Annotated in this window: 12 protein-coding genes; 7 read left to right on the top strand and 5 right to left on the bottom strand. The window is 40.2% G+C overall.

Features of this window, described 5'->3' with window-relative positions; translation table 11 throughout:
• Nucleotides 1-144 precede the first annotated feature (144 nt).
• Entirely contained in the window at nucleotides 145-735 is a 591-nt protein-coding gene (locus ACK8HY_RS17630; RefSeq protein WP_077437828.1) for an RNA polymerase sigma factor, read from the bottom strand.
• Between the two features lie 600 nt (nucleotides 736-1,335).
• Nucleotides 1,336-2,607 carry a serine hydroxymethyltransferase gene (glyA, locus tag ACK8HY_RS17635; RefSeq protein ID WP_077437829.1) on the bottom strand — a complete coding sequence of 424 codons (1,272 nt, stop codon included), beginning with the start codon at nucleotides 2,605-2,607 and terminating at the stop codon, nucleotides 1,336-1,338.
• A 284-nt stretch (nucleotides 2,608-2,891) separates the two neighbouring features.
• On the opposite strand from glyA, the gene ACK8HY_RS17640 reads away from it, so the two are divergent.
• The 7 genes from ACK8HY_RS17640 to ACK8HY_RS17670 all read left to right on the top strand — a co-directional run bounded on the left by ACK8HY_RS17640 (nucleotide 2,892) and on the right by ACK8HY_RS17670 (nucleotide 10,751).
• A complete protein-coding gene (locus tag ACK8HY_RS17640; protein ID WP_077437830.1) occupies nucleotides 2,892-3,242 on the top strand; it encodes a HesB/IscA family protein in 351 nt (116 codons plus the stop codon).
• 335 nt (nucleotides 3,243-3,577) lie between these two features.
• Nucleotides 3,578-6,991: an isoleucine--tRNA ligase gene (gene ileS / locus ACK8HY_RS17645; protein WP_077437831.1), complete on the top strand. Its 3,414-nt coding sequence runs from the start codon at nucleotides 3,578-3,580 to the stop codon at nucleotides 6,989-6,991.
• 3 nt (nucleotides 6,992-6,994) lie between these two features.
• On the top strand, nucleotides 6,995-7,381 hold the full coding sequence (locus ACK8HY_RS17650; RefSeq protein WP_046674049.1) for a TraR/DksA family transcriptional regulator: 387 nt from the start codon (nucleotides 6,995-6,997) through the stop codon (nucleotides 7,379-7,381).
• 54 nt (nucleotides 7,382-7,435) lie between these two features.
• On the top strand, nucleotides 7,436-8,086 hold the full coding sequence (locus tag ACK8HY_RS17655; protein ID WP_416134357.1) for a lipoprotein signal peptidase: 651 nt from the start codon (nucleotides 7,436-7,438) through the stop codon (nucleotides 8,084-8,086).
• Between the two features lie 131 nt (nucleotides 8,087-8,217).
• Entirely contained in the window at nucleotides 8,218-9,162 is a 945-nt protein-coding gene (locus ACK8HY_RS17660; RefSeq protein ID WP_077437833.1) for a M20/M25/M40 family metallo-hydrolase, read from the top strand.
• A gap of 132 nt (nucleotides 9,163-9,294) precedes the next feature.
• Nucleotides 9,295-10,209: an SDR family oxidoreductase gene (locus ACK8HY_RS17665; RefSeq protein ID WP_416134358.1), complete on the top strand. Its 915-nt coding sequence runs from the start codon at nucleotides 9,295-9,297 to the stop codon at nucleotides 10,207-10,209.
• 14 nt (nucleotides 10,210-10,223) lie between these two features.
• Entirely contained in the window at nucleotides 10,224-10,751 is a 528-nt protein-coding gene (locus tag ACK8HY_RS17670) for an acyl-CoA thioesterase (protein WP_120261652.1), read from the top strand.
• A 113-nt stretch (nucleotides 10,752-10,864) separates the two neighbouring features.
• On the opposite strand, the gene ACK8HY_RS17675 is transcribed toward ACK8HY_RS17670, so the two are convergent.
• The 3 genes from ACK8HY_RS17675 to ACK8HY_RS17685 all read right to left on the bottom strand — a co-directional run bounded on the left by ACK8HY_RS17675 (nucleotide 10,865) and on the right by ACK8HY_RS17685 (nucleotide 11,997).
• Nucleotides 10,865-11,275: an EVE domain-containing protein gene (locus tag ACK8HY_RS17675; protein ID WP_077437835.1), complete on the bottom strand. Its 411-nt coding sequence runs from the start codon at nucleotides 11,273-11,275 to the stop codon at nucleotides 10,865-10,867.
• A gap of 26 nt (nucleotides 11,276-11,301) precedes the next feature.
• Entirely contained in the window at nucleotides 11,302-11,652 is a 351-nt protein-coding gene (gene gldC / locus ACK8HY_RS17680; protein ID WP_077437836.1) for a gliding motility protein GldC, read from the bottom strand.
• A 99-nt stretch (nucleotides 11,653-11,751) separates the two neighbouring features.
• A complete protein-coding gene (locus ACK8HY_RS17685; protein ID WP_077437837.1) occupies nucleotides 11,752-11,997 on the bottom strand; it encodes a hypothetical protein in 246 nt (81 codons plus the stop codon).

The following is an 11,997-nucleotide window of genomic DNA, read 5'->3' on the forward strand; positions in this document are numbered from 1 at the left end:
CATGAACTTCTAAGTTAACAAAAAGCGAATAACTGACAAAAAGATCAAATTCTTCTGATGCCGGCATGACATTGTAGCATAAAAAAGGGAGTGAAAAATTCACCCCCTCGTGTTGTTATCTTCTAAAATATAGTATTAACTCCCTTATCCCATCTGAAAGACCAGATCAGAACCTTCAATCATTTTACGCAGGTTGCTCAACGCATAGCGCATTCTCCCTAAAGCTGTATTGATACTCACTTCTGTAATTTCAGCAATATCCTTAAAACTCATATCACAGAAGTGACGCATAATTAAGACTTCTTTCTGATCATCCGGCAGTTTCTGGATCATTTTCTTTAAGTCTACATCCACCTGTTGTTTCAGCATCTTGGATTCAGCACTTTCATCACTGAATTCCAATACCTCAAAAATATCGAAACCATCCGCATTCACGATATTTGGGGCACGTTTGGCTTTTCTAAAAAAGTCAACGATCATATTATGCGCAATACGGATTGCCCAGGGCAAAAATTTACCCTCTTCATTGTACTTGCCCGATTTTAAGGTGTTGATGATTTTTATGAAAGTCTCCTGGAAAATATCTTCAGCAAGATATTCGTCTTTTACTTTCATATATATAGAGGTGTAAATTTTCGATTTATATCGATTCAACAATGCCTCTAGGCCGGACTCTTGGCCACCGACATACATTTGGATCAATTCTTGATCACTCTTACTTTTCAAAAGTCTCATACGTCACTTACTTTTTTAGCAGTTCGCAAATAAATTATCAGTTCTGTTGTAAAATGTAAATGTTGGGCGTATAGTGTTCCTTTCTTATTGTAAAACAATCAATTAATACTATTTCAAAGTACCGTAAAATTATCGAGTAATCAAATTATTACAATTTATTTTAAGATTTTTTAACATTTAAGAAGCGCAGAGCTTCCTTGATTCTACGAAAAAAGCGCTTGACAACATCCGTAAGCCTGCCGTAATTTATGGGGGTATTAACTCCGTCACAAATTCTCAAATGATAGGGACTTTACAGGGACCTCATTCGGACCTAGTACGGACCTCATTCGGATAAAAGCGTATAAAGTACCTATTAAGTCCGTACCAAATCCGATTAAATTTCTTACTATTCCACAAGTTATTATGCAGTTTATAACCAGATATGTCGGTACTATCCCAGCAGTTTACGATCATGAAATTCTAGGTCAATGGATGGGGTTTAAGAATGAAGAGAATGGCCTTGGAAATGAAAACAGTCTTATAAACTAAAAAGCGGAATCACCTTAAGATGATTCCGCTTTATGCTATTAAGCGTTGCTATATTAAAAAGACAATGTCTTATTTATACAATGGGAATTCGGCCATTAGGGCTTTCACTTTACCGTGGATTTTATCCAACTCAGCATCGTTTGAGGCATTTTGCAATGCTTCGTCAATTAACTCTCCGATTTGAACAATTTCATTTTCTTTGATACCACGTGTCGTAATTGCTGCTGTACCGAAACGCACACCTGAAGTCACAAAAGGAGAACGTGTATCAAAAGGAACCATGTTTTTGTTGGTGGTGATACCCGCTTTACCCAATACTGCTTCTGCTTCTTTACCAGAAATATCTTTGTTACGTAGGTCAACCAGCATCAAGTGGTTATCCGTACCACCAGAGATAATCTTATAGTCTTTATCAACGAAGAACTGCGCTAATGCGGCCGCATTTTTCTTCACCTGAACGATATACTCCATGTATTCGTCTGATAATGCTTCGCCGTAAGCGATTGCTTTAGCAGCAATTGTATGTTCCAAAGGACCACCTTGTGTACCTGGGAAAACAGCCAGATCCAACAATTGTGTAATCGTACGGATTTCGCCTTTAGGAGTCTTGATACCCCAAGGATTTTCAAAATCCTTACCTACCATAATCATACCGCCACGTGGGCCACGTAATGTCTTATGTGTAGTTGTTGTCACAATATGACAATGAGGAAGTGGATCATTCAATAGGCCACGTGCGATCAAACCAGCTGGATGGGAAATATCTGCCAAAACAATTGCACCGATCTCATCAGCCACTTTACGGATACGGGCATAATCCCAATCACGTGAATAAGCTGATGCACCACAGATGATCATTTTTGGTTTTTCACGAAGTGCTGTTTCCTCCAATTGTTCGTAATCAATCAGACCTGTATCTTCTTTTACACCATAAAATAATGGCTGATAGATCTTACCGGAAAGGTTTGCCGGTGAACCATGCGTCAAGTGCCCACCATGAGATAAATCAAGACCTAAAATTTTGTCGCCAGGTTTGATTGTCGCCAAAAAAACAGCCGCATTTGCCTGCGCTCCAGAGTGAGGTTGAACATTTACCCATTCTGCGCCAAATAATTGCTTCGCACGATCAATTGCGATGGTTTCAATTTCATCCACAACTTCACAACCTCCATAGTAACGTTTTCCTGGGAGGCCTTCCGCATATTTATTTGTCAACACTGAACCAGCAGCTTCCATTACCTGTTTTGAAACAAAGTTTTCTGAAGCAATTAATTCAATACCTTCTTCTTGGCGTTTAAGCTCATCAGCTATCAAATTAAAAATGGCTTGATCTCTTTCCATTGTTTTTAAATGTTGTAAAGTAAATTTTGTTTTTATTTTAATGCCTCAAAGATAGCATATTCCATAAAGAATATCGACAAAAAGCCATATTTTATTAAATGTTCTTAGAAAAATAGACTTATTTATGCGAATTAACTAATTAGTGTAGTATCCTTTTAATTCCGGTTTGGAGCAAAATCACCCCTAAAAATCGAATGTTTTGTAAATGTCAAAAAATCCAATACAATCAATTTGCGATTTAAAATATGTATTTTTGTCTAAGAATTGGCTAAAACGATATCAAAATGAGCGCAGAACATACAGCAGTTGCTCCCGTTACCTTAACTCAGGGAGCGATCAAGGAACTCAATAAATTAAAAGATCAGCAAGAAATCTCTGATGATTTTGGTTTACGTGTCGGTGTCGAAGGCGGTGGTTGTTCAGGTATGAGTTATATCCTGGGTTTTGATCAGAAAAAAGACGGAGACAACGAGTACGAAATTGAAGGCATCCGCATATTCATGAATAAAGCACACGGCCTATATCTTGCAGGCATGGAAATTGATTTCAAATCAGGGCTTGATGCAAGAGGTTTTACCTTTAATAACCCCAATGCTACCAGCACCTGTGGTTGTGGAAGCAGTTTTTCCGCATAAGTTGAAATTTAACATATTTCAGTAAAAGAGGGATTGCCAATAGCAATCCCTCTTTTGTATTAGCTCTGCGGAATCGCAAACCTGATCAGCTGTTTCGGAAAACTCAACCGTCCTTTATCCGACTTATTCCTGTAACAGGCTTCCTGTCACCGGACTTTCCAATTCAACTTCAGCAATCAGCATTATTGGGTAATTTTAGATCAGCAACAACGATGAGGATTTTCAAAAATATTTTGCCCATCATATAATGATACTACAGCAACAAAGCCCTCTTTCTTTTTCCATCATAATTCACTAAATTAGCGACCTTTAGAAAAGAAGCATACAACAGTCTGATGTACAAAGAATATAAGCAGTTAAATTTACCGGAGATTGGTAAAGAGATTTTGACCCGTTGGGAACAGGAAAAAATATTCGAAAAAAGTATCAATAATCGCCCTGAGAGCAAGTCATATACATTTTTTGAAGGGCCACCTTCTGCAAATGGAATGCCGGGCATCCATCACGTGATGGCTCGTACGATTAAGGATATTTTCTGTCGCTACAAGACATTGAAAGGCTACCAGGTAAAACGAAAAGGAGGCTGGGATACCCATGGCCTTCCGATTGAGCTTGCTGTCGAGAAAGCTCTTGGTATTACTAAGGAGGATATCGGCAAAAAGATTACCGTAGAAGAATATAATGACGCTTGCCGCAAGGAAGTGATGAAATACACGGATGTATGGAATGACCTAACCAACAAAATGGGCTATTGGGTTGATCTTGAACATCCTTACATCACGTATAAAAACGAATACATTGAAACCTTATGGTATTTGTTAAAAGAGCTATACAAAAAAGGCTTGTTATACAAAGGTTATACCATCCAACCCTATTCACCTGCTGCGGGCACAGGTTTGAGTTCACATGAGCTTAATCAACCGGGCACGTATAAAGATGTGAAGGATACAACCATTGTTGCTGAATTCAGATTGATCAAAAGCCAGCTGCATCCAGCGATTGAAAAATTAGTGGATGATGAAGCCGAAGATGTTGCATTTATCGCCTGGACAACTACACCTTGGACGCTACCGTCCAATACAGCTTTGGTTGTTGGCAAGAAAATAAACTATGTCAAAATCAGAACGTTCAATAAATATACAGGTGCACCGGTATCTGTTGTATTGGCGAAAGATCTGATCAGTAAACACTTTAAAGCTGAAGGTGAAAATGCCTCTTTCCAAGACTACAAACTGGGCGATAAAGTAATCCCTTGGGAACTTGCAGCTGAATTTGTGGGCGAAGAACTTGTGGGCCTGCGCTACGAGCAGTTGCTGCCTTATATCACCAATGAAGAGCTACAGGAAAATGCTTTCCGCGTCATCCCTGGTGACTTTGTGACCACTGAAGATGGTACAGGTATCGTGCATGCTGCGCCGACCTATGGTGCAGATGACTTTCGTGTAGCAAAAGAACACGGTGTACCGGGTATTTTGGTCAAAGACGAAAATGGAAAAGATGTGCCTACGGTAGACCGTACTGGCCGTTTCGTTAACGAAATCACTGATTTTGCCGGACGATTTGTAAAAGAAGAATACTACAGCGCTGAAGAGCGTGCGAAAGAAGACTTCAAACCTACTGACGTCCTGATCTCGATCAAACTAAAAGAGGATAATAAAGCATTTGATGTTAAAAAATACGAGCACACCTACCCACACTGCTGGCGTACAGACAAGCCGGTTTTATACTATCCATTGGATAGCTGGTTTATCCGTACTACTGCCGTAAAAGAGGATCTGGTTGCGTTAAATAAAACAATCAACTGGAAACCTGAAGCTACCGGAACAGGGCGCTTTGGAAACTGGTTGGAAAACCTGGTCGATTGGAACCTTTCCCGCTCCCGTTACTGGGGAACACCACTTCCAATCTGGCGTTCGGAAGATGAGAATGAAGAGGTTTGTATCGGTTCGTTACCGGAGTTAAAATCTTTCTTGGAGGCTTCACTGACTTCGGATGTCCTATCGGCAGATGAGAAAGCGAAAAACCAAGCCTATCTGGATAAATTTGATACAGAAAAGCTGGATTTACACCGTCCATATGTGGACGATATCGTTCTTGTTTCTGATGCCGGTCAAAAATTATTCCGTGAGCCTGACTTAATCGATGTATGGTTCGACTCAGGTGCAATGCCTTATGCCCAATGGGGATTGGATCATGAGAAATTGGCAAAAGGTGAAGAATTCCCATTTAAAGATGGATTCAATCACGCATATCCTGCAGACTTCATTGCCGAAGGGGTAGACCAGACGCGTGGATGGTTCTTTACGCTACATGCGATCTCCACGATGATGTATAAATCGGTCTCTTTCAAAAACGTTGTTTCCAATGGGTTGGTATTGGACAAAAACGGAAATAAGATGTCCAAACGTCTAGGCAATGGTGTTGATCCTTTCTCAACGATAGATCAATATAGTGCGGATGCTACCCGTTGGTATATGATCAGTAATGCTGCTCCTTGGGACAACTTAAAGTTCAACATGGAAGGATTGGATGAGGTACGCCGTAAGTTTTTCGGTACGCTATACAATACCTATGCATTCTTTGCACTTTATGCCAACATTGATAAGTTCTCCTATGCAGAACCGGATATTGCATTGGAAAACCGTCCTGAAATCGATCGTTGGATTATCTCTTTACTCAATTCACTAACGAAAGAAGTGGACGAATATTTAGCGGATTACGAACCGACCAAAGCCGCACGTGCAATCCAAAACTTTGTGGATGAGCATTTGAGTAACTGGTACGTTCGTTTGTGTCGCCGTCGTTTCTGGAAAGGAGAATATACGGAAGATAAAATTTCGGCCTATCAGACCTTATACACCTGTCTGGATACCATCGCGAAATTAATGTCACCGATATCACCATTTTTCTCGGACAGACTGTTCCTTGATCTGAATACAGCGACAAATAAAGAACAAGTTGAATCTGTTCACTTGGCCAACTTCCCGGTATACGATGAAAAACTTGTGGATAAAGATCTGGAAGAACGTATGGCCCTGGCGCAGGATATTTCGTCGTTGACACTTTCATTACGTAAGAAAACGTCGATCAATGTGCGTCAGCCATTGAACAAAATCCTCGTTCCAGTACTGGACAGTGCTTTCCAGGAGAAAGTGGAAAAAGTAAAAGATTTGATACTTTCTGAAACTAATATCAAAGATATTGAGTTTATTACAGATACAACTGGTATCATCAAGAAAAAAATAAAACCAAACTTTAAAGCTCTTGGCGCGAAAGTTGGTAAGGATATGAAGTTAGTCTCTTCAGCTATCCAATCGTTGACTATTGAACAGATCAGTACCTTAGAATCAGCAGGTGAATTGGCCTTAGTTGGCACACCATATACTATTCTATTGAGCGATGTCGAAATTATAGCAGAGGATGTGGAAGGATGGCAGGTTGCCAATTTAGGTAAATTAACCGTCGCATTGGATGTCCATATCACCGAAGAATTGAAGAAAGAAGGTTTATCAAGGGAATTGATCAACCGTCTACAAAATCTACGGAAAGAAAAAGGACTTGAAGTAACGGATAGAATTAACGTAAAGTTAACAGTTTCACCGGAAGTGGTCGATGCTGCGAAAGAAAATTTATCTTATATTTGCACCGAAATTCTAGCCGATTCATTGGTATTTGAAGATTCACTAACTGAAGGAGAGACCATCGAGATCGATGGCAAAGAACTTAAGGCATTAATCCAAAAAAATTAAATTATGGCAAACAACAACGAGAAAACACGCTATAGCGATTCAGAATTACAAGAATTCAAAGATATTATCTTGGACAAGCTTAGAATAGCAAAAGAAGAGCTTTCCTCGTTGACAGCAACGCTTAATAATAGCAATGCGAATGGTACAGACGATACTGCAGGGACTTATAAGACCTTAGAGGATGGTTCTGCAACGTTGGAGAAAGAACAGACAAATCAATTAGCGGCTCGCCAAAAGAAGTTTATTGATAACCTTGAAGCAGCCTTGGTGCGTATCGAGAACAAAACGTACGGTATCTGTAGAGAAACCGGAAAACTGATCCAAAAAGAGCGTTTGAAAGCTGTTCCACACACAACGTTGAGCATCGAAGCGAAAAACAAACAATATTAATTTTAGGTAAAAATATATGGTCTTTGCTTAGGCAAAGACCATTTTTATAGCACAATGAAGGGGTATACGAAACCAGTCGCACTAATCGTGGCGATTCTTTTAATAGACCAATTGTCAAAAATATGGGTTAAGCTCTCTATGACAATTGGCCAAAGTCATCACATCCTAGGTAAATTCTTTCAGATCCATTTTATTGAAAATAATGGAATGGCCTACGGAATGGAATTCGGTGGTGATTACGGGAAATTGTTCCTGACCGTGTTTCGCATACTGGCCGTAGCTGGTATCGGGTATGGTCTACACTACATGATCAAGAATAAATACAACCGCGGTTTTATATTGAATGTAGCCCTGATTCTTGCCGGTGCTCTGGGCAATATCATTGATTCGGCCTTCTATGGTGTGATTTTTAGCGAAAGCAATTTTTACGAAAAGGCTTCCTTATTTCCAGCTGGTGGAGGGTATTCCTCCTTTCTGCATGGAAAGGTCGTCGATATGCTTTATTTCCCTTTAATAGAAGGTACGTTCCCTACATGGGTACCCTTTTGGGGCGGTGAAGAGTTCCTATTCTTCCGGCCGGTATTCAACATTGCAGATTCGGCTATCTCAGTCGGTGTGGTGCTCATACTATTGTTCCAAAAACGGTATTTCAAAACAGAAAAAGAAGAGAAATCGAGTATCCATAGCGAAATCGTTGAAGATTAACGAAATATCTTACAAAAGCCTTGTTAATCGCAAGGCTTTTCTTTTAAAAATTAAAAATACAGATCATAAACCGGTTATCCACCAAGCAAATAATCCGGATTATGATGATCTAAATAATATCATACAAAAAAATGAAAAACATCAACTTATTCCTGATCGCAGGCTTACTTTTTGTGACAAAATTGGCACAGGCACAACAAATTGAAATTCCAAACCTAAAAAAACATATCTACTACCTGGCAGATGATAAAATGAAAGGTAGAGGAACGGGTAGTAAAGAAGTGTTCAAAGCCGCGGACTATATTGAAAAGGAATTCAAAAAATATAAATTGCAACCAAAAGGTGAAAAAGGCTATCGCCAATCCTTCAAAGCCAAGGTATGGAAAGTAAAAGTAGCCGACAGCATCCGCAATGCAGACAATATTATTGGCTTTATCGATAATGGAGCTGCACTAACAGTCGTGATAGGTGCGCATTACGATCACTTGGGAACAGGTCGTCAGGGCAGCTCGAAAGACTCGCTAGGTGTTGGTAAAATCCACAATGGCGCCGATGACAATGCCTCGGGTACTGCAGGTTTATTGGAACTGGCACGCTATTTCAGTACCAATAACCAAAAAGAGCCCTATAACTTATTGTTCATCGCTTTTGGTGCCGAAGAACTAGGTTTGGTCGGCTCCAAATATTTTACCGAGCATCCTACCCTACCGTTAGAAAAAATAACAGCAATGCTTAATATGGATATGATCGGCCGTTACAACCCAGGCAATGGGCTTGCTGTTATTGGATATGGAACGAGCAGTCAATGGCCTATCATATTCAAAGATATCCAGGCACCTATAAAGTTTAATCTGAGCAAAGATGGTAATGGCGGATCCGATCAAACTTCATTTTATAAGAAGAATATTCCGGTGTTATTTTTCCATACCGGCGGACATCCGGATTATCATATGCCGACGGATGATGCAGATAAAATCGACTATAATTCATTAAAATCTATTCTGGATTTGGAGAAATCGGTGATCGAGAACATCATGAAACAGTCGAATAAAATGGACTTTATCTGGACCAACTAAGACCGATAGAGTAAGGCTTTTGATCCTCTTTCAAAACATCACTTTAACCAGAGGACAAAGGAGCGAAAAATAGACGAAGGTACCATGGATATCTTCGAAATGAAAACACGGATAAAAAAAATAGTAATACGGATGAAAAAAATTCTTGTCACAGGATCTAATGGCTTTTTGGGTCAGAAGGTCGTCGACCTACTTGCTGGTAATGATCTTTATGAAGTTACAGCCATTTCAAAAGGCGCGAATAGAAATCCTAATCAAATCGGATATGCTTTCTATCAAGTCGACTTATTAGATCAGACCTTATTAACGGATTTTTTATCCAACCATATCTTTGATGCAATTATACATACCGCTGCCATGACCAGTGTGGAAGCATGTGAGGCCGATAAAGCGGCCTGTCAGCTGATCAATGTGGATCTGGTAAAAACACTGGCGGGCTACTGCGAAAAAAATAAAACGCAGCTGGTACATCTATCGACAGATTTTGTATTTGATGGCAAAAAAGGTACTACTTATAATGAACTGGACAGCCCCAATCCACAAAGTGAATATGGGAAAAGTAAATATGCATCTGAACAAGTCCTCGCGCAGTCGTCCTGCCCTTATGCTGTCCTACGTACAATTTTGGTGTATGGCATCAATGCTGATCCAAACCGTTCGAATCTGGTGCTATGGGCAAAAGGAAAGTTATCACAAAAAGAAGCGATAAAGGTGGTCAATGACCAATGGAGAATGCCTACCTTTGTAGATGATTTAGCGAAAGCATGTCAATTGGCCGTTGAGCGAAAGGCTCAGGGAATATTTCATATCTCGGGAGCAGAATTGATGTCCATCAATGAAGCGGTTGATAAAATTGCAGATTATTGGCAGCTGGACAAATCCTTGATTTCGGAAATCAGTGCTGCAAGCATTGGACAGGCGGACAACAGACCCCGGCTGACAGGTTTTGATCTCAGCAAGTCCAAAAATGAGTTGGGCTATAAACCTAGGGCATTTGTAGAATCCTTGGCTATTATTGATCGCCAGGCCAAGGAATTTGGAAGATAATGACAAAAAACGATATGATAGAGAAATTTGCGAGAGAGTCATACACGGAAATGAACGAACTGGTTCTTCCGAATGATACCAATACCTTTGGGAATCTCATGGGTGGCCGCTTATTATACTGGATGGATATCTGTTCGGCTATTGCCGCACAGAAGCATTGCAGCAATGTAGTCGTCACGGTATCTGTGGACAATGTATCTTTTAAGCGTTCGATCAAATTGGGTGAAGTGGTTACCATACAGGCACAGGTCACCCGTGCATTTAACAGCTCCCTAGAGGTACGCATGGAAATTTTCGCGTCCAACCTGCCCGAGGGCACACGTGTGAAAACCAATGAAGCATATTATACCTTTGTTGCCGTTGATGCCGACAACAACCCCAAAGCTGTCCCCGTATTGATTCCGGAAACAGAATCAGAACACAAAGCTTATGAGGATGCATTGCAGCGCAGAGAACTTCGCCTTATCCTTGCAGGGAAATTAAAACCCGAAAATGCAAAAAAACTAAAAGCCTTGGTCAGTCTGTTCAGTCAGAAGAACTGATACAGCATGGAAAAGTTGCTCTACAAATAAAGCGAGTACATATCGATATGTACTCGCTTTATTTGTAGAATCTGTAAGAACAATGTGGTTCCGTACCTTGTTATGTTGGATGGTTACTCCCCATTGCCTAAAGCGAGGATCCGGTCAAATTCCTCCGGTTTAAGCGGCATCACCGATAGACGGCCCTGTCTTACCAAAGCGATATCCTGTAACTGTTCATCCGCTTTAATCGTCTCTAACGTAACTGGCTTCTTCAATGTCTCAACCGGAGCTAGGTCTACGACAACCCAGCGTTCATCATCCGTTGTCGGGTCCTGATAAAACTCTTTCACGACCTTCGCAACTCCAACAACATCTTTACCTTCGTTGCTATGATAGAAAAGGACCAGGTCCCCTTCTTTCATCGCTTTCATATTATTCCTAGCCTGGTAATTGCGTACGCCATCCCAAAACGTCCTTCCATCTTTATTGAATTGCTCCCAACTATATTTAAATGGTTCAGATTTTACTAAGAAATATTGCATAATCTAAATTTGTTAAGCGTTAAAAACTATTGTTGTGGCATTAATACTTCCATTTTATCCGCAAAATGGGCACAATAATCACGTAAATCGCCAATCACCTTTTCAGCCATGGGATCTCCACCTGAAGAACGGATAAAAGAGTCTCCCAAGGTTTGCAAAGTTTCATAGAAGAACCTTTTCATCTCATCGTAGGGCATATCTTTCGTCCAGAGGTCGATTCGCATCGAATTTTTATAATGAGAATCCCATAAAGCTAAAAACATTGCTTTTGCTGGCAATTCTTCCGAATTATTTCCATCTGTGGACGACCACATAATGTTTTCAGGAACATTGTTTTCGTCAAGCTCTACCTGTAATTTTATTTCTGCTTTTTTCATTTTAATATTGAGTATTGAGATGTGAGTATTGAGATTTTACCTCAACAAGCCTAGGGCTTATACATTATCTCCATTTTTTAATTTTCACTTTATAATATATCAACTGAATGCCACTTTAACGATCAGGCTGGCAACACAAACCAGCAGCAAAAACACGAGCTGCAACATCCACATTTTTTTATTTTCTTTGACAAGTACCCTAAACAAAATATCCACGGCTGTCAGCAATACCATTAAGGCGATAAATGCCCCCCATGTAAAGAGCGCCTTCCCGTCATTGGGATTCTCCATGACGAACCAAGCGACCAAGCATGCACTGGCAATATTTAATGGGGTAAACCGCAT

It is taken from the genome of Sphingobacterium sp. NGMCC 1.201703 (assembly GCF_047784615.1).
In the GTDB taxonomy this organism is placed as follows: domain Bacteria; phylum Bacteroidota; class Bacteroidia; order Sphingobacteriales; family Sphingobacteriaceae; genus Sphingobacterium.

Excerpts from the sequence above, each read along its gene's own strand:
- ACK8HY_RS17630 (WP_077437828.1), bottom strand. The coding sequence starts at position 735 with ATGAGACTTTTGAAAAGTAAGAGTGATCAAGAATTGATCCAAATGTAT.
- glyA (WP_077437829.1), bottom strand. The coding sequence starts at position 2,607 with ATGGAAAGAGATCAAGCCATTTTTAATTTGATAGCTGATGAGCTTAAA.
- ACK8HY_RS17640 (WP_077437830.1), top strand. The coding sequence starts at position 2,892 with ATGAGCGCAGAACATACAGCAGTTGCTCCCGTTACCTTAACTCAGGGA.
- ileS (WP_077437831.1), top strand. The coding sequence starts at position 3,578 with ATGTACAAAGAATATAAGCAGTTAAATTTACCGGAGATTGGTAAAGAG.
- ACK8HY_RS17650 (WP_046674049.1), top strand. The coding sequence starts at position 6,995 with ATGGCAAACAACAACGAGAAAACACGCTATAGCGATTCAGAATTACAA.
- ACK8HY_RS17655 (WP_416134357.1), top strand. The coding sequence starts at position 7,436 with ATGAAGGGGTATACGAAACCAGTCGCACTAATCGTGGCGATTCTTTTA.
- ACK8HY_RS17660 (WP_077437833.1), top strand. The coding sequence starts at position 8,218 with ATGAAAAACATCAACTTATTCCTGATCGCAGGCTTACTTTTTGTGACA.
- ACK8HY_RS17665 (WP_416134358.1), top strand. The coding sequence starts at position 9,295 with ATGAAAAAAATTCTTGTCACAGGATCTAATGGCTTTTTGGGTCAGAAG.
- ACK8HY_RS17670 (WP_120261652.1), top strand. The coding sequence starts at position 10,224 with ATGATAGAGAAATTTGCGAGAGAGTCATACACGGAAATGAACGAACTG.
- ACK8HY_RS17675 (WP_077437835.1), bottom strand. The coding sequence starts at position 11,275 with ATGCAATATTTCTTAGTAAAATCTGAACCATTTAAATATAGTTGGGAG.
- gldC (WP_077437836.1), bottom strand. The coding sequence starts at position 11,652 with ATGAAAAAAGCAGAAATAAAATTACAGGTAGAGCTTGACGAAAACAAT.
- ACK8HY_RS17685 (WP_077437837.1), bottom strand. The coding sequence starts at position 11,997 with ATGCGGTTTACCCCATTAAATATTGCCAGTGCATGCTTGGTCGCTTGG.